Raw genomic sequence first — 22,443 nt, forward strand, 5'->3', positions numbered from 1 at the left:
CCAGCGCGAACGCTGATCTGCCACGGTTCTGTGGCTATATTACATCAGTTTGCGACGGCGTGTCACCTCAATATCAAGGTCGGTGATCTTCTTGCGCAGCGTATTGCGGTTAATACCAAGTAAATCCGCACATTTTGCCTGATTTCCGCCGGTCATCGCGAGCGATAATTCAATCAAAGGGGTCTCAACCTCCCGCATCAACCGGGCATATAGGCCGGGTGGCGGCAGCATATCGCCGTGCAGATCGAAATAGCGCTGCAAATGGCGCGCCACTGATTCCGACAGTTTCTCGGTACTGAGGGCCGCACCGCTGGCTGCCAGCGGCTCCCCGCCCGATTGCGCGCCCAGCGCACCGTTGACTTCATCCAGGCTGATGTCCTCGCTGCGGGCGGTCAGCGCCAGACGCCGCATCACATTCTCCAGCTGGCGCACATTTCCCGGCCACGGGAACTGCCGCAGCGGTTCGCGCGCTGCCTCGCTCAACCGGCGGTGCGGTGCGCCATCATTTTCGGCCCGCGTCAGGAAATGCGCGCAAAGCAGCGGAATGTCATCCACCCGCGCCCGCAGCGCAGGCACGGGGAGCTCCGTGCCGCTGATCCGGTAATAGAGATCCTGTCGCAGCCGTCCGGCCTCCATCGCTGCGGTCAGATCCTGCTGGCTGGTGGCGATGAAACGCGGCTGGTGGTCTCCGGGGGCATCCATCATGCGAACGACGCGTGCCTGTGCCTCCTCGGAGAGATCCGCCAGCTCATCCAGCAGCAGCGTGCCGCCACGGGCCTGCGCCAGCAACTGCGCCGGACCATCGAGCGAGGCGAGATCAGCCGCCTCAGCCCTGACAAACGGCAGGGTGCGCCGATCCGAAAGATCATGCATGGACCGCGCGATCAGGGATTTTCCAGTGCCGCTCTCGCCGGTGATCAACAGCGGGATATCGGTGTTCATCACCCGCGCCACCAGACGGTAAAGTGTCTGCATCACCTCGGTGCGCCCCACCAGTGGCAGGTCCTCATGGGTCTCGCCGCTATGAAGGCCGAGATCGCGCGCGCGCTCCCCCTGCGGCGTCGAACGCCCCTGCCCCTGCGTTTGCCGCCGCTCCGTCAGCGCCTTGGCAGTCCGCTTCATCAGCTCCGGCAGGTCGAACGGTTTGGGCAGGTAATCATAGGCCTCGGCCTCAGCCGCCTTGATCGCTGTCATGATGGTGTTCTGCGCCGAGATCACGATCACCGGCAGCCCTGGCCGGTCATCGGCGATCTTGGGCAGCATCTCCAGCCCATTGCCATCCGGCATCATCACGTCGGAGATGACGACATCACCCTTGCCCTCGCCAACCCAGCGCATCAGCGTCGTCAGAGAGGAGGTCGCATGCACCTTGCACCCGGCCCGCGTCAGGGCCTGTGTCAAAACCGTGCGGATAGTGCGATCGTCATCTGCGACCAGAACGGTGCCGTCCATGATGTGCTACTCCTTGGGTGCGTCTGCGGTATGGTTGGGATCATGTGGAAACGGTGCCGGGCGCGGCGCCGTCGGCACGCGCGACAGCGACAGGCGAAACACCGTCTGCCCGGGTTCGGAACTGACCGAGATCCAGCCCTGATGATCGGCAATGATCTTGCTGACCAGCGCCAGTCCCAGACCAGTGCCATTCTCGCGGCCAGAAACAAACGGATCAAAGATATCATCGCGGATCGCCTCAGGCAGACCCGGACCGTCATCGGAAATCTCAATCTGCAGCGGCAACAGTTTGCCGGACCCATCACTGCGCCGCAGGCGGAACGAATGCTCATAGAAGGTACGGATGCGAATGGTTCCACCACCGGGATCGGCGGCCTCTGCTGCGTTCTTCAGCAGGTTCAGGACCACCTGCAACAGCTGGTCCCCGTCGCCCCAGGCCATCGGCAGCGAAGGGTCGTAATCCTCGATGATGGTCATCTGCGCACCAAACCCCAGCAACGCAGAGCGGCGCGCCCGGTCCAGCACATCATGGATATTGACCTCCTGAAAGGCCGGGGCCGAGAGGTTGCCGAATTGCTCCACCTGTTCCAAGAGTTTCACGATCCGCCGACTTTCGCTCACGATCAGATCGGTCAGCTCCAGATCATCCCCCGACAGCCCCATGGACAGCAGCTGCGCCGCACCGGTGATCCCTGCCAGCGGGTTCTTGATCTCATGGGCCAGCATCTCGGCCATACCGATTGCGGATTGCGCGGCGGATTTGGCCGAATGGTTCTGCGTCAACCGCCCGGCCAGCTCGCGCGGGGAGAGCAGGATCAGCATCCCCCCCTGAACGCCCTGCACCCGCGCCACCTGTACATTGCATTGCAGCGGCGCCCGCCCGGGGGTGCCGACGTCGATATCGTTCACAAACAGCGGCGTGCCATTGTCGCGGGCGCGCTCCACCGCCTCGTCAATGGCCGGGGCAATGATCACATGCTGCCAGATGCCCTGGCCCAGCAGCGCCTTGCGCGAGGTATTGAGGAAGCCCTCACCGGCGGAATTCACATCCGCAATCCGGGCCTCGCGATCTATGACAAAGGCCGGAATCGGCAGCGACGCCCAGAGCGCGCTGTCTGCACCGTTCCAATCGACCTGCGTGGCGCCGGTTTTTCCGCCCTCTGCCTGCGTCATGCCGCCTGCCCGCCCATGGTTTGTGGCCCAAGATCCGGCCCAGCGCCCCCGGTCAGCGCCGCAGGCAGGAGGCTGAGCACCGTCTTGGGGTCCTTGGCTGTCAGCACCTCCCGGCGCAGCTGAGCAGGAGTGGCGGCCTCATCCATATACCAGCCCAGATGTTTGCGTGCGACCCGCAGGCCCAGATCCACGCCGTAAAAGGCGATCATCGCCTCGTAATGAGCGCTGACCATCTGAACCAGATCCGAACCGGTCGGCACATCGGGGGCTACACTGCCCCAGATGTCATGCGCCACCTCAGCCAGCAGCCAGGGCTTGCCCTGCGCCCCGCGCCCAATCATCACGCCATCCGCACCCGAGAGTGCCAATGCACTGCGGGCCGTGGCCGTATCCACGATATCGCCATTGGCCAGCAGCGGAACCGTTAGCGCAGCTTTCACTGCTGCAATGGCCTGCCAATCTGCATTGCCCTTGTAGAACTGACACCGGGTACGGCCATGGATGGTGACCATCTGCACCCCGGCCTCCTGCGCGCGATAGGCCACATTGGCGGCGTTCAGACAGCTGTCGTCCCAGCCAAGCCGCGTCTTCAACGTCACCGGCACCGAGACCGCAGCCACCACCGCCTCAATCAGCGACAGCGCATGATCCGGTGTCTTCAGCAGGGCCGAGCCGGAATAACCATTGGTCACCTTCTTGGCCGGGCATCCCATATTGATATCAATCAGCTTTGCGCCCCGGCTTTCCACCTGCCGCGCGGCCTCTGCCATCCAATAGGCATCGCGCCCGGCAATCTGCACCGCCGTATTCTCCACATCCGCACTCAGCTCGGCCCGTTCACGCACGCCGGGCTTGGCCTGCACCATTTCCTGACTGGCAACCATCTCGCTCACCATCAGCCCGACACCAAAGCTGCGCACCAGATCGCGAAACGGCCGATCGGTGATTCCAGCCATCGGCGCCAGCGCGATGGGAGGGGTCAGAGAGGTGGAACCGAGAGTGAAGGACAACTGCCTAATCCTTGTGCATATGTGGTGTTTCTATCCGAAGCAGCCTCTATGCGACAATGAAACCCCTGGCGGCAAGGCTGCTTCTTTTGGCAGTTGCCTAATTTTTAGGCACTTTACCCAGGGTGACGCGCTGCCATTGCCTCCCCTTGCATCACCTCCTAAACATTTGCGACCCAAGAAAGAGCCATCCCATGCCGTCTGCCCCCCTACCCACCGCGCCGGTTACCACCGCAGCTGTTCCTGCGTCCCACCAAACCGCAGCGTTGATTGTTGCCGCAGGCAAGGGCCTGCGGGCCGGCGGCGGTCTGGCAAAACAATGGCGCCCCCTGATGGGACGCCGGGTAATCGACTGGACCATTGATGCCTTCCTACGCGCAGGCGTTCAGCGGATTGCCCTCGTTCTCGCTGCTGAGGATACCGATCACTGGCAGGAGTTTGCATCGCGCGCGGAGCTGCTGCTCACAAAGGGTGGCGACACAAGGGCGCAGTCGGTGGCCAACGGGGTGGAACTGCTCAATCAGCACGGGCTCCACAGGGTTCTGATCCATGATGCCGCCCGCCCCTGTGTCTCTCCCCGGGTGATCCGCGATGTGATGGCCGCGCTTGATAACCATCCGGCCGCCGCCCCGGCGCTGGCGGTGACCGATGCGCTGTGGCGCGGAGCTGGTGGGACGGTGACCGGCACCGAGAACCGCGACGGCCTGTTTGCTGCCCAGACCCCGCAAGGCTTTCACCTGCCGCAGATCCGTGCCGCCCATCAGCAGCTTGCCGCATCCGGCGGCGACGCTGCAGACGATGTGGCCGTGGCCCGTGCGGCAGGGATTGACGTTGCCATCATTCCGGGCGACCCAGACAATATCAAAATCACCCGCCCGGAGGACTTTGACCGGGCTGCGCGCATATTAGGGGGCGACATGGATGTAAGGCTTGGCAATGGCTATGATGTTCACCGGTTCGGACCGGGGGATGAGGTCGTGCTCTGCGGTGTGCCCGTGGCCCATGATCGCGGCCTTCAGGGCCATTCCGACGCCGACGTCGGGCTGCACGCCATCACCGATGCCCTCTATGGTGCGCTGGCAGAGGGCGACATAGGTCGCCACTTCCCGCCCTCGGATCCCCAATGGAAAGGTGCCGCCAGCGATATCTTCCTGCGCCACGCCGCCGATCTGACCCGCTCCAAGGGCTATCAGATCTCCAATGTGGACTGCACGCTGGTCTGTGAATTCCCCAAGATCACGCCCCATGCCCCCGCCATGCGCGCGGCGGTGGCCGAGATCCTGTCGATTGATATCTCCCGCGTCTCGATCAAGGCGACCACCTCCGAACGGCTTGGCTTTACCGGTCGCGGCGAAGGCATCGCCGCCCTCGCCACCGCCTGCGTGGTGAAATCATGAAACGCTCGCGCCTCGCCTTTCTGATCGGCACCGTGGGCGGCATCGGCTACATGCGTCCGGCACCCGGCACCTGGGGGTCGCTTGCTGCGCTGCCCATGGCTTTTGTCCTGCACCAGCTGGGCGGTTTCCTCCTGCTGGCGCTGGCAACCGTGATCTGCATGGTGGTCGGCGTCTGGGCGGCGGAGGCGATGACCCGCAACCGCGAAAACATGGATCCTTCCGAATTTGTGCTGGATGAGGTGGCAGGCCAGTTTGTTGCCCTCTGGGCGATTTCCTATCCCGCCTGGGCGCATGACATTGCCATCACTGCACTCTGGCCCGGCTGGATTGCCGCCTTTGTGCTGTTTCGCCTGTTTGATGTGTGGAAACCCGGCCCCGTTGGCTGGGCCGACCGTCAGAAAGGGGCCACAGGGGTGATGATGGATGATATTATCGCAGGCATCCTTGCTGCCATCGGTGTCGCCGCGCTGGCCGGTCTCACCCATGGTGTACTGGGCCTGTAAATTGCAGAGGTAAGTCCATGGACGCGTCCGACATCATCCGCAAGGCCAGCGCAAAAGGCCTGACCATCGCCACCGCAGAGAGCTGCACCGCCGGTATGATCGCCGCTGCGCTCACCGATGTGCCCGGCTCCTCGGCGGTGGTTGATCGGGGCTATGTCACCTACTCAAATCGCGCCAAGCAGGAGATGTTGGGCGTGCAGGCCGCGACTCTCGAGGCTCTCGGCGCGGTCAGCGAGGAGGTCGCCATCCAGATGGCAGAGGGCGCCCGCAGCCGCGCCCGTGTCGATATCGCGGTGGCCGTGACCGGGATCGCAGGCCCCGGCGGCTCCGAACACAAACCCGAAGGCCGCGTCTGTTTTGCGCTGGCAGCCAGGGACCGCAGCACCCATGTCGAAACCGTCGATTTCGGCGCCCTTGGCCGCGACGCGGTGCGACGGGCCACCCGCGACTATGCGCTGACATTGATCCGACAGGCGCTCTGAACCCGCTGACGCAAATCACCGCCCATCTGCCGCAATTTCATATTCTGTGCGCAGATTGAGCAGCACCCCCTCGATTGTGCTCATTTTTTCGGCACTTTGACAAAAGCCTGCTTTTTTAGCGCCAACATCAAACCTGCCGCTTTTTTCAACGCTGCAACTCCGCTTTGTCAGGCCTCAGATAGAAATCAGCCTGAAATGCGGAAGGAACGGCGATGAACGCAGCCGATACAGCTTGGATTATTGTGGCCACGGCCCTTGTCCTCTTTATGACTTTGCCGGGGCTAGCCCTGTTCTACGGCGGGCTTGTCCGTGCCCGCAATGTGCTCAGCGTGTTCATGCAGTGCTATGCGATTGCCTGTTTGATGAGCGTTCTATGGCTCGCCTTCGGCTACTCCATCGCCTTTGGCAGCGGCACCTCCGGCATCTGGGGCGGCCTGGACAAGATGTTCCTGTCCGGCGTCACCGCCGATAGCCTCTCCGGCACCCTGCCCGAGGTTCTGTTCTTTGCCTTTCAGATGACCTTTGCCATCATCACGCCCGCGCTGATCGTCGGCGCCTATGTCGAGCGCGTCGGCTTTGGCTTTGTGCTGGTCTTCTCCGGCCTCTGGATGCTTCTGTGCTACGCGCCGGTGGTGCATTGGATCTGGGGCGGCGGCATGATGGCCGATGGCGGCATCTTTGGAGAGACTGGCGTGCGCGACTTTGCCGGTGGTATCGTGGTCCATGAAACCGCCGGTCTGGCTGCGCTGATCATCGCTGTCTTCCTCGGCCCGCGCAAAAACCGCACCACACCGCCGCATAACCCCGGCTATGTCTTCATCGGTGCCGCGATGCTTTGGGTCGGCTGGTTCGGCTTCAACGGTGGCTCGCAGCTGGCCGCCGACGGCGGTGCGGCAATGGCGCTGACTGTGACGCATATTTCTGCCGCGACGGCCTCTCTCACCTGGGCGCTGTGGGAAAAGATCAAATACGGCAAGGCCTCAATGGTCGGTCTGGTCACCGGCACCATCGCGGGGCTGGCCTCAATCACGCCGGCCTCTGGCTTTGTAGGTCCGGTTGAGGCGCTGATGATTGGCGCTGTCGCGGGTATCCTCTGTCAGGAAGCCGTGAATCTGGTGCGCAATGTGCTGAAGATCGACGACACGCTTGATGTCTTTGCCGTGCACGGTGTCGGCGGCATCTTTGGCACCATCATGATCGCGCTCTTTGGTCAGGGCACCTGGCTGGCACAGCTGGGCGGTCTTGCGATCGTCGGTATCTTCACCGCCGTTGTGACTGTTGTTCTGGTCAAGGTTACCGCCGCGATCACCCCGCTGCGCGTCGATCCGGAGACCGAGACAAACGGCTTGGACATCTCCGTCCATGGCGAACGCGCCTATGATATGACCAGCTGAGGACGCAGCACCAGCCGCCATAAAAAAGAAACGGGCCTGCATCGCGGGCCCGTTTTCTTTCAATAACTTACAATGCGTTCCTGATCAGCCATACAGCTCCGCCGCGCGCCGCTCAAACGCCCGCACGATCCGCTGCATCGCTTCGTTGAAGACAACACCAATAATGCCCTGCAACACTGCGTTCTTGAACTCAAAATCCACGAAGAAGGACACGTCGCAGCCGCCATCCGCACGGTCGGCAAAGGCCCAGTTCGACTTCATATAGCGAAACGGACCGTCCAGATATTCGGTGTCGATCTTCTTATCCTCGGCGTAGAGCGTCACCCGGCTGCCAAAACGCTCGCGGAACACCTTGAAGGAGATCACCAGATCCGCCTCCATCACCTCCGCGCCCCCCTGCGGCACCCGGCTACGGATCCGCGCCGCCGCACACCAGGGCAGAAACTTCGGATAATCCCCGACATCAGCCACCAGATCATACATCTGCTGTGCCGTGTAGGGCATTGGCCGGGTTTCTGAATGGGTAGGCATGAGTGGCGCATTTCCTGCTATGATCATCCGGCGTCATGTCATATGAACGCGCGGGAATTTCAAGGGGGCACCCATGACACAGCGGCCATATGTCATCGATGTGATGATCTCAGCCAAGGCCATTGCGGCCCGGATCGAAGAGCTTTGCGCCGAGATCCAAGACGAATTTCAGGGCACCGACAAACTGGTGGTGGTGGGGCTGCTGCGTGGCAGCTTCGTCTTTATCGCAGATCTCGTGCGGGAACTTGACCTGCCGATCGAGGTCGATTTCCTTGAGGCGTCCTCTTATGGGGACGCGATGGAAAGCAGCCGGGAAGTTCGCATTCTCAAGGACTTGCGCGGCGCAATTGAAGGGCGCGACGTGCTGGTTGTCGAAGATATCGTCGACACCGGTCATACCCTGAACCATGTCACCCATCTGCTGCGCAGCCGTCAGCCTGCACGGTTGAAGTCGATCGCGCTGCTGGACAAACCATCACGGCGTGAGGTCGATTTCCGCTCTGACTGGATCGGCTTTGAGATCCCGGACGAATTTGTGGTGGGCTACGGAATCGACTACGCGCAGCGCAACCGCAACCTGCCCTTCATCGGCAATGTCCGCTTCACCGATGAGGGCTAAGCGCCGCACGGAACTGCCCGGCGGGTATCAGAGCACCTAACAGGGCACCGAGAAAGGCGCGCAGACACCGCGCCTTTTTTCATGCGCGAGGGAACCGGCGGCCCCTTGCCGATTGTCGCACCCCGGTCAGCACAAAGCAGCGCAGGCGATTTGCCAAAACCGGCAGGCTCCCCCATGTCTTGGTCAAAGCAGAGATCACGAGGAGATCCGCCATGACGACGAAATACCTTGCCGCCGCGGCCACTGCCGCCGCGCTGAGCCTGACGCCCGCCCTTGCCCCGACCATCGCCAATGCGGCGCCGCCAAAATGGGCTCCGGGCCATAATAACAGCGCCGCCCATTACGCGCCTGGGCAAATCAAGAAACAGTATAAGAAGCGCCACAAGACGCGGGAGCGCATCAGCGGCGACTATATCTATATCGACGATTACGCGCGTTGGGGTCTGGCACCACCGGCTCCCGGCCACCGCTATGTGCGCAAGGATGACCGCATCTATGAGGTGGTGCGTGACACGCTGGCAATCGTAGGGGCCGTCGCACTGGTCGAAGCCCTGACAAACTGACGGCTGAGTGGGTTGAACAGGTCCGCGCAAGGGCCTGTTGCAACACGCTAATCGCTCAAAATCTCGGCGATAACCTCGGCAAAGATGGCAACCCCGACCGGGATTGCCGCATCCGGGAAATCATAATCGGGATTGTGCAGCTGCGGCTGATCCATGCCGGAGCCGAGCCAGAACATAGCTGCCTTGGCCTGCTTGCCAAACTGGCCAAAATCTTCGGACCAGCGCTGTGGCTGCGCCCGCATCCGAACTGCATGGCCTGCGCGCGTGCAGGCGCGCCGCAGCAGCGTCACCGCCTCGGCGTCATTGGTGCAGGCCTCGAACACATCATCAAACCTGATCTCACAGCCAAGGCCGCTCTCAAGGCAGGTGCTCTGAACCAAAGTCGTGGCGGCCGTGATCAGCTCCGCCATGCGCGCATCATTCACCGTGCGCAGCGTGGCCCAGACCTCCCCTTCGCCGGGAGCGATGCCAAACGTGGCCTGCCCCAGTCGCGCATGGGTCAGCGTGACCAGCGCGTAATCGGGGCCAAGATCCCCACCACCCCCCAGCGCGACCAGCCCCGGAAGCAGCTGCGCCATGGCAGATGCAGGCGAAATTCCATCCTGCGGCGCCGCCGCGTGAGAGGTCCGGCCAGTCAGCTGCACCCGCATCCCCCGCGAGGCACAATTGGCGGCACCCGCGCAGAGCGCAATCTCCCCAACCGGCAGCCCCGGCAGATTATGCAATGAAAACGCGTAGTCAGGCGCGATAGTGGCAAAGGCCGGGTCGCCGATCACCGCAGCGGCCCCCTTGCCGGTCTCTTCGGCCGGCTGGAACAGGAGCACCACGCGCCCGCGAGACGGGCGTAGGGCTGCCAGATCCTCTGCCAGCGCGGCGACCATCACCATATGGCCGTCATGGCCGCACAGATGGCCACGCCCGGAATGTTTGGATCTGTAGGGCTGCTCCGACAGCTCCTCGATTGGCAGGCCATCGAGCTCGCAGCGGATCATGACGGTCGGCCCCGCCTCTATGCCCTGATAGACTGCAGCAACGCCATGGCCGCCGAGCCCGGTCAGCAGCTGGTCCGGCCGGTATTGGTGCAGATAGCGCGCCACCATCTCCGCCGTCTTCTCCTCGGCACCCGAAACCTCCGGGATCTGGTGCAGGCGATGGCGCAGCCCGGTCAGCCGCGCCAGACGCTCCGGTGTCATGCCTGGCCGAGCTTGGCGTTCCGTGCCGCACGCAGCCGGGCAAAATCATCCCCCGCGTGATAAGATGACCGCGTCAGCGGCGTCGCCGATACCATCAGAAAGCCCTTGCCATAGGCGGCTTTCTCATAGCTCTCGAATTCTTCCGGCGTCACAAAACGGTCCACCGCATGGTGCTTTGGCGTGGGCTGAAGATATTGGCCGATGGTCAGGAAATCGATATCTGCGGCGCGCATATCGTCCATCACCTGCTTTACCTCCTGCGCATTCTCGCCAAGGCCGACCATGATGCCGGATTTGGTGAAGATCGCAGGGTCCAGCTCCTTTACCCGCTGCAACAGCCGCAGGGAGTGGAAATAGCGCGCACCCGGGCGGACACCGGGATAGAGACCGGGAACGGTTTCCAGATTGTGGTTGAACACATCCGGGCGGGCCTCCACCACGGTTTCCAGCACCTCAGGGGCGCATTTCAGGAAATCCGGTGTCAGGATTTCGATCGTGGTTGTCGGGCTGCGATGGCGGACCGCGCGAATGGTCTGGGCGAAATGGTCTGCACCGCCGTCTTCCAGATCGTCGCGGTCGACGGAGGTGATCACAACATGGTTGAGGCCAAGTTTCTGCACCGCATGGGCGACGCGACCCGGCTCAAACGCATCCAGCGTATCGGGCCGGCCGGTGGCGATATTGCAGAAGGTACAGCCGCGGGTGCAGATTTCACCCATGATCATCATGGTGGCGTGCCCCTGGCTCCAGCATTCGCCAACATTCGGGCAGCCGGCTTCCTCACAGACCGTGACGAGGTTGTTCTCACGCATGATCTTATGCGTTTCCGCGTAGCCTTTGCCCCCTGGCGCCTTGACCCGGATCCAGCTCGGCTTCTTCGGCTGAGCATTGTCAGGACGATGCGCCTTTTCCGGGTGGCGTTGCTCGGGGATTTTCAGATCTCGCACGTCGATGTTCCCTTGCGGCAATGGTCTTTTGGTCTTCGTAACATAGTTGCAATCGCTTGGCACGACCAGTTCTGCACCTGACGACGGCGGCAGAACAGATCAGCTCTGCACCGTAATAACCTGTCTTGATTAAGGTATTTGTTCGCAATGCAGAATCTGCAACCCTGCCCGCCGGTTTTGCCTTCCACGCTATTGCAGGATCAAACCCGCCTCCGAGTCGGTCAGAAAGCGGCGCATGACCACAGCGATGCGGCGCCACCCGGACACCGCTGCACCAGCGCGCGAATACCCCATTGCGGGCGATTTAGAACTATTATAAGTCACCGCCCGACACCGAATTGATCAACTAGGAGCCGATGATGAAAGCTGGCGTAAAACTGCCCGACGTGACCTTCCGCACCCGTGTTCGCGACGAATCTGTGGGCGGCCCGAACCCGTTCCGCTGGGAAGACAAAACCACCGCTGACTATTTCGCGGGCAAGCGCGTAGTGCTGTTCTCCCTGCCCGGTGCTTTCACCCCCACATGCTCGACCTATCAGCTGCCCGGTTTTGAAAACGGCTTCGCCGACTTCCAGGCCGAAGGCATCGATGCGATCTACTGCATGTCGGTGAACGACAGCTTCGTGATGAACAAATGGGCCGAATCCCAGAACCTGAAGAACGTTGGCGTGATCCCCGACGGGTCGGGCGAATTCACCCGCAAGATGGGTATGCTGGTGGCCAAGGATAACCTGGGCTTTGGCAACCGGTCCTGGCGCTATGCAGCCATCGTCAACAACGGTGTTGTCGAGGCATGGTTCGAAGAGCCGGGCCTATGCGACAACCACGGCGAAGATCCCTATGGCGTCTCCTCCCCGGAGACCGTTCTGGAGCACTTGAAAACAGCCAAGGCTGAGGTCGCCGCCTGATCCGCGCGACCCCGGTCAGGTCCGGACCGGCCAGATAAAATCCGCAAACCCGGTGCCGCATGGCGCCGGGTTTTTCTATGTCAGGCCATGGGTTCAGCCGATAAGCTCATCCTGCTCCTGCTGGGCGTCATAGTGAAGTTTCAGCTGTTGCAACGCGATGCGCAGCACCACCTTGCCTGACCGCGCCGACCAGCCCAGCTGGCGTTCGGCCGCCTCCAGCCCTTCCAGATGGCAGCAACAGCGCATCACGATGTCGCTCAGCCCCTCGCCAAGCGCGTTGAGCGCGGCAGAGGCCCGGCGTTTGGCGGCTGCCGCGGCCTGTCCGGGTCGGCGACGCCGGGCGGCGGCCGGACTGCAATCGCCATCGGCAAACTGCGCCACCGATTGCGCCAGATGATCGCCGACCTGCGCCAGTTCGAAATCTTCGCGCAGCCGCTCACCGGCGCGCACCAGATCGCTGGTCAGAAACGGCGTCCCATCACGATCCGTCAGCCGCGCCAGCATATGCAGCGGCGTCTCACCCAGCCCATAGCGCGCCCGGCGTGGACGACGCGGACCGCGACCAACCTTGCGCGTCGCCAGGCTGGCGCTTTCCAGTCGGGAACGGGCGCGGTTCTCGCGGCGGGCCACAAACTGGCTGAGCGCGGTGCGCCCTTCGGGTGTGATATGATAGCGGCTGAGCCGCCCCGGCGCCGGACAGGCGATCCAATCGCGCAGCGCCATGGCCTCGGCCAGGATGCGATCCACCACGACCTTCTTGTCACCGCTTGCCGCCTCCCGCACGACAACCGCTTTCTCCATGCCATCCGCCACCGCGAGCACCGCGCCCTGCGGGTTCAGACAGGTCAGGATTTCGACCACCTCGCTCTCGAAGGCTTCGGCGCAGGCGGGCACTGTGCCCAGGGCCAGAGCACGGGCCGACATTGGCCTGGGCCCCGGCATCGTTTCGGCGTAGTGGCGGGCCGCCAGCGACGCCAAGGCGCCATCTACCAGCGGATCGTCGCGTCGGGTTTCGACCCGTCTGACCTGTCGCAATACCGTGGACGGGTGGCAGCCCGCCTGTTTTGCAAGATTGCGGATCGAACGGCCCGCTTCGGTGTGTTCAAGATATCGGCACGCCTCCTCAGGCACCCATTCCGGCAAGCCGGATACAGCCATAGTTTGCATTTTATCACCCCACATGTGATCATTCGAAACTATCCTCCCACTGGCCGCCTACGTGTTATCCACAGACACCATTCACCGTACTGGCCTGATTTTTCTGGATAGTCTCAGTCAGAGCATCATTGGTTTCAAATTTTCATCAATCAATATCGAATAGACCGTTCGCCGAACCGGCCCCTTCGGCAACACCCGCTTCAGTTGTGTTACACAGCGCTATCAACAGAGCTGGAAAGGACATGACGATGCAGGATATCTTTGGTCATCTGGCCGCTTTGCGCCGCCCTCGACTGTTGGTGCGGACCGCGCGGATCGGCGCGCGGGACTATAGCCGGCGCCGCGATTTGAAACGGGTGCTGGGCTATGGCACCCTGCCGAAACCGGCCGCTGCGGTGATGCGGCTGCTGGATCTCGAACACGATTACAACCGCCAGCGCGAGTCCGGCGATGCCGGGTATTCACTGACCCGCCATGTCGATGTGCTGATTGCCCTGATGGGCGAGGCCGAGGGGCTGCGCCGCCCGACCCTTAAAGTCGCCTGAGACCGTCGCCAGACAGGATGGATCCCAGGGCAGACCACCGGCCCGTAACGCAAAACGGCGGCCCCGAGGGACCGCCGTCTGCCTGCCAGCCGGGCTGGCATATATCGGAGTGCCGATCTCAGCCGGTCTTACATGAAGGCATCGGGCATCGAGGCTTTCTTCTCGGCGACATAGGCCTCCAGCCTGCTCAGCACTTCAGGATCGAGCGGCGGCGCCTGATAGGCGTCGAGCAGCGTTTCCACCCGGCTGCTGGCCAATGCAACGGTGTCACGCGCACCTTCTTCTTCCCAGGTTTCAAAGGGCTTGTAGTCCAGCAGCTCGGATTTCCAGAATGCGGTCTTGAAATTCGCCTGCGTATGGGCGCAGCCAAGGTAGTGACCACCGGGACCAACCTCGCGGATGGCGTCCATGGCCTGGGCTTCCTCGTCCACGGCGACACCTTTGGCAAGACCATGCAGCGCGCCCAGCTGATCGGCGTCCATCACGAACTTCTCGAAATCGGCAACCAGACCGCCCTCGAGCCAGCCGCAGGAGTGCAGCTGGAAGTTCACGCCCGACAACAGGCCCATGTTGAGCGAATTGGCGGTTTCATAGGCCGCCTGCGCGTCGGGCAGCTTGGAGCCACAGAACGATCCGGCCGAACGGAACGGCAGGTTCATCCGGCGTGCAAGCTGACCGGCCCCATAGGTCACCAGCGAGGCTTCCGGCGTCCCGAAGGTCGGCGCACCGGAGTTCATGTCGATCGAGGATACAAAGGCGCCGAAGATCACCGGCGCACCGGCGCGGATCAGCTGGCTATAGGCCACGCCTGCCATCACCTCGGCCAGAACCTGAGTCAGCGTACCGGCAACCGAGACCGGCGCCATGGCACCGCCAACGATAAAGGGCGAGATGATGCAGGCCTGGTTGTGGGCGGCGTAGACCTCCAGCGCACCCATCATCACATCGTCAAAGGTCATTGGCGAGTTGATGTTGATCAGCGAGGTCATCACGGTGTTGTCGCGCACGAAATCCTTGCCAAAAAGGATCTCGCACATCTCGATGGAATCCTGCGCCCGGCTGGGCTCGGTCACCGACCCCATGAACGGCTTGTCGCTCAGGGTCATATGCGCCATCAGCATGTCGAGGTGGCGTTTGTTCACCGGTACGTCGGTCGGCTCGCAAACGGTACCGCCGGAATGGTGCAGCCATTTGGACATATAGCCCAGCTTCACGAATTTCTGGAAATCATCCAGCGTCGCGTAACGGCGCCCGCCCTTGGCATCGCGCACAAACGGCGGGCCATAGACCGGTGCCAGCACCATGTTCTTGCCGCCGATGACCACGGATTTCTCCGGGTTGCGGGCATGTTGGGTGAATTCGGACGGCGCCGTCTTGCACAGCTCGCGCGCCAGGCCGCGCGGGATCCGAACCCGCTCGCCATCAATCGTGGCCCCGGCCTCGCGCCAGCGCTCCAACGCGCCGGGGTTGTTCACGAAGTTGACACCGACCTCTTCGAGGATGGTTTCGGCGTTGGCTTCGATGGTCTGCAGCGCCTCTTCGCTCAACACTTCGAAATTCGGAATATTCCGCTCGATGTATTTTGCGGTATCAATCTTGACGCCGGTTCGTTCTGCGCGACGGGCGGCACCACCGCCTCCACGAGCGCGACGGCGCGGTGCTGCTGGAGCTGCTTCTGTCATGGTTGTTCCTCACCACAGGCATTTCGTTGCTGGTGTGATTATAGCGCCCAAGACCAAAGCCGCCGCAGGATTACGGCCATTGAAGTTGAAAAGCGACATTCCCGACAGGTTTCTCGCGCCTGCGGCCCGATATCGGCCGTAAGAGGCCGCGCGACAACCGGATCAGAGATTGTGCAAACGCGGCCCGAAACACGAAAATACCTTGCGAATTTCGCGCCGCTGCCCTATGGCGCGTGCATGACAGAGACATCCCACGACCGCCTTCTCATCATCGACTTTGGCAGCCAGGTCACGCAGCTGATTGCGCGCCGCCTGCGCGAACTGAATGTCTATTGCGAAATTCACCCCTACCAGAATGTCACGATGGATTTTGTGCGCGAAATGGCGCCCAAAGCCGTGATCTTTTCCGGTGGCCCGGACAGCGTGACCCGCGAAGGCAGCCCCCGTGCGCCGCAGGAAATCTTTGACCTTGGCGTGCCGATCCTGGGGATCTGCTATGGTCAGCAGGTGATGATGCACCAGCTGGGCGGCAAGGTGCTCTCCGGCCATGGCACCGCCGAGTTCGGTCGCGCCTATGTGACGCCGACGGTCAGCAGCCTGCCGCTGCTGGATGGCTGGTTTGCAGATGACAGCGACCGCGAACAGGTCTGGATGTCTCACGGCGATCATGTCAGCGAAATCGCGCCCGGTTTTGAGGTCTACGGCACCTCGCCCAACGCGCCTTTTGCCATCACCGCCGATGTGTCGCGCAATTTCTACGCGGTTCAGTTTCACCCGGAGGTGCATCACACCCCCAATGGTGCGAAACTCTATGAGAACTTTGTCAAGATCGCAGGTTTCACCGGCGACTGGACCATGGGTGCCTACCGCGAACAGGCGATCCAGGCGATCCGCGATCAGGTGGGCGACAAGAAAGTCATCTGCGGCCTCTCCGGCGGCGTTGACAGCTCGGTTGCGGCGATCCTGATCCACGAGGCCATCGGCGACCAGCTGACCTGTGTGTTCGTGGACCACGGGTTGCTGCGCAAGAACGAGGCCGAAGAGGTCGTCACGATGTTCCGTGACAACTACAATATTCAGCTGATCCACGCAGATGAAAGCGATCTGTTCCTGGGCGAACTGGACGGCCAGTCCGACCCGGAAACCAAGCGCAAAATCATCGGCAAACTGTTCATCGACGTGTTCCAGAAACACGCCGACACGATCGACGGCGCCGACTTCCTGGCGCAGGGTACACTCTACCCGGATGTGATCGAATCCGTGTCCTTCTCGGGCGGGCCGTCTGTCACCATCAAATCGCACCACAACGTCGGCGGCCTGCCGGAAAAAATGGGGCTGAAGCTGGTCGAGCCGCTGCGTGAGCTATTTAAGGATGAAGTCCGCGCGCTTGGCCGCGAACTGGGCCTGCCGCAAAGCTTCATCGGTCGCCACCCCTTCCCCGGACCGGGCCTTGCGATCCGCTGCCCCGGCGAAATCACCCGTGAAAAACTGGAAATCCTGCGCGAGGCGGATGCGATCTATATCGACCAGATTCGCAAGCATGGTCTCTATGATGAAATCTGGCAGGCCTTTGTGGCGATCCTGCCCGTTCGCACCGTCGGCGTGATGGGCGACGGCCGCACTTATGACTATGCCTGTGCCCTGCGCGCGGTGACATCTGTCGATGGTATGACTGCCGATTATTACCCGTTCAGCCACGAATTCCTGGGGGAAACCGCCACGCGGATCATCAATGAGGTCAAGGGTATCAACCGTTGCACCTATGACATCACCTCGAAGCCTCCGGGCACGATCGAGTGGGAATAATCTAAGCCCCTGAAACCCCGGCCAACTGGCCGGGGTTTTCTACGATGACGACGCGTAATCATATGTTTCATTTAGACTTTTAACGTTTTGATCAGTTCTGGCTGCGAGGTTTCGGACATGTCTGAAACGAAGCACATTTGAATGATTATTTGCCACCCTCTCAAACTGATTTTCATTAAGACCAAGAAGGTTGCTGGAACCTCGTTTGAAATCGCACTGTCCAGCTATTGTGATGAAAGCAGCATCATCACACCAATCAGCCCAAAGGATGAAGAGAGGCGGAGGGCGTTGGGCTATCCCGGCCCTCAGAACCATCAGACCCAGACTTGGCCGGATGGAAACGGGGGCACGCAGGTTTTCTTCGATCACATGACCGCCGGACAGATCCGCGCCGCAGTTCCTCAGGATATCTGGGAGACCTATACCAAAGTAACGATCCGGCGCGATCCCTACGATGCCATGGTTTCCCGCTACTACAACGAGGCGATGGATCAGAGAGATGTTCCGCTCGATATCTTTGTCCGACGCTACCGCAGCCTGTTGAGCGAAAACCGCCGTATTGCACCACTGGATGGTTCGAATTCCGCAGATGTCGTGCTGCGCTATGAGCATCTTGAGGAGGATATAAATGCGCTCGATATCGACGGGCTTTGGGAGCGGTTTTCGAACCTGAACGCCAAGGCGCCGATGCCTGCGAAAACTGGCGCTGATGCGGCCAGACTCTTTACAGCCCACCCGGAGGCGGCGGACGTGATCGAGGTCGAGGCCGTCGGCGAAATTTCCCGGTTCGGCTACACTCGCCCGGCACTGGCTGCCGCAGTCCCAACTCTTGCCACGCCGGTGTCAGAAAACGCTCAACAATGCTTAAAGCCTGAATTCATCTTCACCCTCTCTGCCGGACGTACGGGCACCGCATGGCTTGCGAAATTTCTGGGTGAGAACCTGAATATCCCGTCGGTGCATGAGCCGCTTGGCGCGAATGACTATGGCATTCGTACGCCCAGTATTGGACACATGCGTGGGTTCAATACCTACGGGATGAACGCGAATGTCTGCGACTTCTGGGAGGGCAAACTGGGCAACCTGCAAGCCCCCTATGCGGAAAGCAACCATACATTGGGCAAATGCGGGTTGATTGAGGCGCTGGTGGAACACGGTTTAGCGCCGCGAACCAGCGTGATCATCCTGCGCCGCAACCTTGGCAAACAAATCGCAAGCTATGTGAACCGTAATGATTTTTGCAATATTACAATACCTTGGCAATGGTACCTGCATCCGACCTACAATCACAAGATCCTCGACCCCGCGCCGTTCGAGCAAATGGGCGAAATCGGCATGGCGATCTGGTATGCGCTGGAGATGGAAGTGCGCTACGCCTACTACAAACAACTCTACGGCGACCAACTTCACTTTATCGAAACCACGCTGGAGCAGGCCACGACGCCGGATGGCGCTCGAAACCTGCTGCAAGAGCTGGGCCACACCACAGGACCGATCCTGCCGCAGAAGGTCAATGCGTCGCCACAAGGCAGCGCCACGACCAATGCGCTGGTTGAGGAAATCGAGACGCTGCTGTCACGTTTGGGGTTTGATGCCGACACGATAGCGAAGGAGTATATCGAGCGCGGGAACCGGCTGGACCTCCCCTCACTGCCCCACGCGGCAATGCTCAAGCAGACGGTTGCCGCCGAATAGACGCCTGTTCTGCGCGGCCCGGACCCGCGACCGCCGCCGCGCAGAGATGACTTGACCCGCCTGCTAAATTAGCCCTTCTTCGTGACCAACGGGCAAAGGGGCGGCCATGGCGCAGGGTGAGTTCAGAATAGGCACGGCTGCGCTCTGGATGGTCGGGGCGATTGTCTCGTTTTCCTCGATGGCCATCGCTGGCCGCGAAGCCGGGTTGCGCCTCGACACCTTTGAGATCATGACCTATCGCAGCGCCGTCGGGATGGTTATTGTTGTCATCTGTCTGACCGCCACCGGCAGCTGGGGCCAGGTGCGGCGCGATCGGCTGGGCCTGCATCTGATCCGCAATGCCGCCCATTTCACCGGACAGAACCTGTGGTTCCTTGCGGTAACGCTGATCCCGCTTGCACAGGTTTTTGCGCTGGAGTTCACCTCGCCGCTCTGGGTGCTGCTGCTGTCACCGCTGCTGCTGGGCGAGCGGCTGACGAAGCCCCGCGTATTGGCCGCCGCGCTAGGCTTTGTCGGCATTTTGATCGTGGCCCGCCCCAGCCCGGAGACGCTGAGCCTTGGCGTTTTTGCGGCAGCGGCCTCAGCCATCTTCTTTGCGCTGACCATCCTCTTCACCAAAAGGCTGACCCGGCACGAGCCCATCAGCTCCATTCTGCTCTGGCTCACGCTGCTGCAACTCGGCATGGGGCTGGTGATATCGGGGTGGGACGGGCAGATCACTCTCCCAAATGCCGCAACGGCACTTTGGCTGCTGATTATCGGCTGCGCCGGGCTTGCCGCGCATTTCTGTATGACCAAGGCGCTCTCCATTGCCCCGGCCACCGTTGTGGTGCCGATTGATTTCGCCCGACTACCCACCATCGCCGTGGCCGGAATGTTGATTTACGGTGAAGCGCTTAACCTCTGGGTACTGATCGGGGCTGCGGTCATTTTCTGCGCAAACTACATCAATATTCTGGATGCCGCCGGACGTTTCCGCGCGCCCCGCCGACACGGTCATTCTGCCTGATTTTCTTGCCGTTGATTGCCTTTGCGTCAACATTGACCGAAAAAATCCCCCTTGCTAGCGTTTCGCAATGTAAAACCAGGCGCCCAAGTCTGGACAGGGAGGAACAATGAAACGCTATCTTGCAACGTCAGCAGCGCTGGCGCTGGCTTCCGGCGCAGCTATGGCAGGCGGTCTTGACCGCACCGGCCAGCCCGTTGGGATCATCTTTGAAAAAGGGAACTACGCAGAGCTCTCGTTCTCGCACACCAACCCGGATGTAACCGGCACGGACGTACGGACGCTCAACCCTGCCGGAACCCCGAGCGGCAATGTCGCACTGAGCTTCAACCAGATTTCCGGTGGCATCAAATACGACCTGAACGACCGCGTATCGTTCTCGATGATTTTTGACCAGCCGTGGGGGTCGGACGTCAGGTATCCGAGCGCAGATGCCAACCCGATCACACCCGGCTCTTTCCTGCTTGGCGGAACCACAGCGATTGCCGATTCAGAAGCAATCACCGGGATCGTTCGCTACAAGTTCAACGAGAATTTCAGCGTGCACGGTGGTATTCGTTACCAGCAGATCAAGGGCGACATCACCCTGAAAGGGCTTGCCTATAACAGCCCCTTGACACCCGGCAATGATCTCGACGGTTATAACGTCAGAGTAGCGCGTGATGGCGCAGTTGGCTGGCTGGTTGGTGGTGCCTATGAGCGTCCCGACATCGCCCTGCGCCTGGCTGTGACTTATCAATCTGAGATCGAGCATACCTTCGCCACCACCGAAAGTCTGCCGGATGTCCCGGGCACGACCTTCAACGGATCGACGACAACCAAGACTCCTCAGTCGCTTAACGTTGATTTCCAGACCGGTATTGCTAAGGACACGCTCCTGCTGGCCGGTATTCGCTGGGCCGAGCATAGTGTCGTCAAACTGCGCCCCAGCACTGCCAATGTCGATCTGATCGACCTGTCTGACTCGGTGTCCTACACGCTGGGTGTCGCGCGCCGGTTCAACGAAAATCTAGTCGGCTCGATCAGCCTCGGCTATGAAGCCGAAGACAGCGACAATCTGGTGTCGCCGCTGGCCCCGACCAATGGCTACAAGAGCATCTCAGTCGGGCTGCAATACACCAAGGATCAGTTCAAGATCTCGGGCGGCGTGCGCTATACCGACCTTGGCGATGCCTTTGCTGAGACCGGAACGCCGGATGTCGCCCGCGCCTCCTTCAGCGGCAACAAGGCGGTCAGCGTTGGCGTGAAGTTCGGCTACTACTTCTGATCCTGACGTAGACCTGCGTGCGCCACAGGCAGCGCTGGAACAAAGACAGGTACAGGACCAGTTCTCCCCCGCACCCTATGGTGCGGGGGTTTTGCGTGGTCCATCGCCAGCCGCCGCGCCCAGGTCCTCCAGCGCTGCCGATTGACCCGCAGGCCCGGGGCGATTAGCAAGGCAAGGAACCAGAAGGGACCGGATTTCACATGCTCTATTCGTCTGCCGAAGATTGGCGCAATGCGGCGCATAAGCGGGTTTTGTTCTTTGGCATGTCCGGACTGGGCAAAACCTATATCAGCAATATTCTGCGCGGCGCGGGCAGCTGGTTCCACTACTCGATCGATTATCGGATCGGCACCCGATACATGGGCGAATATATCGCCGACAACGCCAAGGCAGAGGCGATGAAAGTGCCGTTTCTGCGCGATCTGCTGCTGTCCGATTCGATCTATATCGGCTCCAATATCAGCTTTGAAAACCTGACACCCGTTGCCTCCTATCTGGGCAAGCCCGGCAATCCGGCCAAGGGCGGGCTGGCAATGGCGGAATATACCCGCCGCCAGGACCAGTTTCGCACCGCGGAACTGAACGCGCTGCGCGATACCGGTTATTTCATCGACCGGGCCGAGCGGCTCTATGACTATCCGAATTTCATCTGCGACACCGGCGGCAGCATCTGCGAATGGGTCGATGCCAATGATCCAAGCGATCCGCTGCTGAGCGAGCTTGCTAAACACACGCTGATGGTCTGGATCAAGGGGGACGACGCCCATACCCAGGAGCTGATCCGCCGGTTTGATCGCGCCCCCAAGCCCATGGCCTATGAACCGGCTTTCCTCGCCCGCGTCTGGCAAGAGTATCTAAAGGAAAACCACCTATCTGAAAACGAGGTGGACCCTGACAGCTTCATCCGCTGGACCTATGCCCAGGCGCTGGCCCATCGCCAGCCCCGCTATGCCGCCATGGCTAAGAACTGGGGCGTGACGGTCACGGCGGATCAGATTTCGGGCATCCGCAACGAGGCCGATTTCACAGATGTGATTGCGGGCGCTCTTGAGGCGCGCGGCTAGGCCTTCTACATCACAGCGCCAAGACTCCGTCCAGAACGGGCGGAGCATAGA

At 61.2% G+C, this 22,443-nt stretch carries 21 protein-coding genes; 13 read left to right on the forward strand and 8 right to left on the reverse strand.

Features of this window, described 5'->3' with window-relative positions; translation table 11 throughout:
- Nucleotides 1-39: 39 nt before the first annotated feature.
- The 3 genes from VWZ81_RS06185 to dusB are packed head-to-tail and all read right to left on the reverse strand — an operon-like array spanning nt 40 to nt 3,635.
- The gene (locus VWZ81_RS06185) at nt 40-1,452 is read right to left on the reverse strand and encodes a response regulator (RefSeq protein WP_416542321.1); all 1,413 of its coding nucleotides are present in this window, start codon (nt 1,450-1,452) and stop codon (nt 40-42) included.
- Between the two features lie 6 nt (nt 1,453-1,458).
- Nucleotides 1,459-2,625 carry a two-component system sensor histidine kinase NtrB gene (locus VWZ81_RS06190; protein WP_416535983.1) on the reverse strand — a complete coding sequence of 389 codons (1,167 nt, stop codon included), beginning with the start codon at nt 2,623-2,625 and terminating at the stop codon, nt 1,459-1,461.
- Entirely contained in the window at nt 2,622-3,635 is a 1,014-nt protein-coding gene (gene dusB, locus VWZ81_RS06195) for a tRNA dihydrouridine synthase DusB (RefSeq protein ID WP_416542322.1), read from the reverse strand. The genes VWZ81_RS06190 and dusB overlap by 4 nt, the downstream gene beginning before the upstream one ends.
- 191 nt (nt 3,636-3,826) lie before the next feature.
- Here dusB and VWZ81_RS06200 point away from each other — a divergent pair, with 191 nt between their 5' ends.
- The 4 genes from VWZ81_RS06200 (at nt 3,827) to VWZ81_RS06215 (ending at nt 7,408) form a co-directional block, all read left to right on the forward strand.
- A complete protein-coding gene (locus VWZ81_RS06200) occupies nt 3,827-5,029 on the forward strand; it encodes a bifunctional 2-C-methyl-D-erythritol 4-phosphate cytidylyltransferase/2-C-methyl-D-erythritol 2,4-cyclodiphosphate synthase (protein ID WP_416542323.1) in 1,203 nt (400 codons plus the stop codon).
- Nucleotides 5,026-5,532 carry a phosphatidylglycerophosphatase A gene (locus VWZ81_RS06205; protein ID WP_340545489.1) on the forward strand — a complete coding sequence of 169 codons (507 nt, stop codon included), beginning with the start codon at nt 5,026-5,028 and terminating at the stop codon, nt 5,530-5,532. Before VWZ81_RS06200 ends, VWZ81_RS06205 begins: the two co-directional genes overlap by 4 nt.
- A 17-nt stretch (nt 5,533-5,549) precedes the next feature.
- Nucleotides 5,550-6,014 carry a CinA family protein gene (locus tag VWZ81_RS06210; RefSeq protein WP_416542324.1) on the forward strand — a complete coding sequence of 155 codons (465 nt, stop codon included), beginning with the start codon at nt 5,550-5,552 and terminating at the stop codon, nt 6,012-6,014.
- 212 nt (nt 6,015-6,226) lie between these two features.
- Nucleotides 6,227-7,408 carry an ammonium transporter gene (locus tag VWZ81_RS06215; protein WP_340545487.1) on the forward strand — a complete coding sequence of 394 codons (1,182 nt, stop codon included), beginning with the start codon at nt 6,227-6,229 and terminating at the stop codon, nt 7,406-7,408.
- Nucleotides 7,409-7,492: 84 nt separating this feature from the next.
- Here the strand turns inward: VWZ81_RS06215 and VWZ81_RS06220 are convergent, their stop codons facing one another.
- Nucleotides 7,493-7,939, reverse strand: a complete 447-nt coding sequence (locus tag VWZ81_RS06220) for a type II toxin-antitoxin system RatA family toxin (protein ID WP_340545486.1) — start codon at nt 7,937-7,939, stop codon at nt 7,493-7,495.
- 73 nt (nt 7,940-8,012) lie between these two features.
- Between VWZ81_RS06220 and hpt the strand changes: the two genes are divergently transcribed.
- Both hpt and VWZ81_RS06230 read left to right on the forward strand, forming a co-directional pair.
- Complete coding sequence (gene hpt / locus VWZ81_RS06225; RefSeq protein WP_416542325.1) at nt 8,013-8,558, forward strand: hypoxanthine phosphoribosyltransferase; 546 nt, start codon at nt 8,013-8,015, stop codon at nt 8,556-8,558.
- 212 nt (nt 8,559-8,770) lie between these two features.
- Nucleotides 8,771-9,121: a hypothetical protein gene (locus tag VWZ81_RS06230; protein WP_416540220.1), complete on the forward strand. Its 351-nt coding sequence runs from the start codon at nt 8,771-8,773 to the stop codon at nt 9,119-9,121.
- Nucleotides 9,122-9,168: 47 nt separating this feature from the next.
- Here VWZ81_RS06230 and VWZ81_RS06235 read toward each other — a convergent pair whose 3' ends face one another.
- The gene (locus VWZ81_RS06235) at nt 9,169-10,314 is read right to left on the reverse strand and encodes an amidohydrolase (protein ID WP_416542327.1); all 1,146 of its coding nucleotides are present in this window, start codon (nt 10,312-10,314) and stop codon (nt 9,169-9,171) included.
- Complete coding sequence (gene lipA / locus VWZ81_RS06240) at nt 10,311-11,261, reverse strand: lipoyl synthase (RefSeq protein ID WP_340545482.1); 951 nt, start codon at nt 11,259-11,261, stop codon at nt 10,311-10,313. The genes VWZ81_RS06235 and lipA overlap by 4 nt, the downstream gene beginning before the upstream one ends.
- A gap of 359 nt (nt 11,262-11,620) precedes the next feature.
- Here lipA and VWZ81_RS06245 point away from each other — a divergent pair, with 359 nt between their 5' ends.
- Nucleotides 11,621-12,169 carry a peroxiredoxin gene (locus tag VWZ81_RS06245; protein WP_340545481.1) on the forward strand — a complete coding sequence of 183 codons (549 nt, stop codon included), beginning with the start codon at nt 11,621-11,623 and terminating at the stop codon, nt 12,167-12,169.
- Between the two features lie 93 nt (nt 12,170-12,262).
- Here VWZ81_RS06245 and VWZ81_RS06250 read toward each other — a convergent pair whose 3' ends face one another.
- Nucleotides 12,263-13,336, reverse strand: coding sequence for a DUF6456 domain-containing protein (locus VWZ81_RS06250; protein ID WP_416542328.1), 1,074 nt, complete (start codon nt 13,334-13,336; stop codon nt 12,263-12,265).
- A 239-nt stretch (nt 13,337-13,575) separates the two neighbouring features.
- Here VWZ81_RS06250 and VWZ81_RS06255 point away from each other — a divergent pair, with 239 nt between their 5' ends.
- Nucleotides 13,576-13,872, forward strand: coding sequence for a DUF6477 family protein (locus VWZ81_RS06255; RefSeq protein ID WP_340545479.1), 297 nt, complete (start codon nt 13,576-13,578; stop codon nt 13,870-13,872).
- Between the two features lie 128 nt (nt 13,873-14,000).
- Here the strand turns inward: VWZ81_RS06255 and VWZ81_RS06260 are convergent, their stop codons facing one another.
- The gene (locus VWZ81_RS06260; RefSeq protein WP_416535996.1) at nt 14,001-15,554 is read right to left on the reverse strand and encodes a trimethylamine methyltransferase family protein; all 1,554 of its coding nucleotides are present in this window, start codon (nt 15,552-15,554) and stop codon (nt 14,001-14,003) included.
- A 237-nt stretch (nt 15,555-15,791) separates the two neighbouring features.
- Here VWZ81_RS06260 and guaA point away from each other — a divergent pair, with 237 nt between their 5' ends.
- The 5 genes from guaA to VWZ81_RS06285 all read left to right on the forward strand — a co-directional run bounded on the left by guaA (nt 15,792) and on the right by VWZ81_RS06285 (nt 22,392).
- Nucleotides 15,792-17,360, forward strand: coding sequence for a glutamine-hydrolyzing GMP synthase (gene guaA / locus VWZ81_RS06265; RefSeq protein ID WP_340545477.1), 1,569 nt, complete (start codon nt 15,792-15,794; stop codon nt 17,358-17,360).
- 141 nt (nt 17,361-17,501) lie between these two features.
- Nucleotides 17,502-19,055: a hypothetical protein gene (locus tag VWZ81_RS06270; RefSeq protein WP_416542329.1), complete on the forward strand. Its 1,554-nt coding sequence runs from the start codon at nt 17,502-17,504 to the stop codon at nt 19,053-19,055.
- A 106-nt stretch (nt 19,056-19,161) separates the two neighbouring features.
- Nucleotides 19,162-20,064 (forward strand): DMT family transporter, encoded by a 903-nt coding sequence (locus tag VWZ81_RS06275; RefSeq protein ID WP_416542330.1) that lies wholly within the window; start codon nt 19,162-19,164, stop codon nt 20,062-20,064.
- 106 nt (nt 20,065-20,170) lie between these two features.
- Nucleotides 20,171-21,328, forward strand: coding sequence for an OmpP1/FadL family transporter (locus VWZ81_RS06280; RefSeq protein ID WP_340545474.1), 1,158 nt, complete (start codon nt 20,171-20,173; stop codon nt 21,326-21,328).
- A gap of 200 nt (nt 21,329-21,528) precedes the next feature.
- Nucleotides 21,529-22,392, forward strand: a complete 864-nt coding sequence (locus VWZ81_RS06285) for an ATPase (protein WP_340545473.1) — start codon at nt 21,529-21,531, stop codon at nt 22,390-22,392.
- Nucleotides 22,393-22,443: the final 51 nt, after the last annotated feature.

This window comes from Phaeobacter sp. JH20_34 (assembly GCF_048056095.1).
GTDB lineage: Bacteria > Pseudomonadota > Alphaproteobacteria > Rhodobacterales > Rhodobacteraceae > Phaeobacter > Phaeobacter bryozoorum.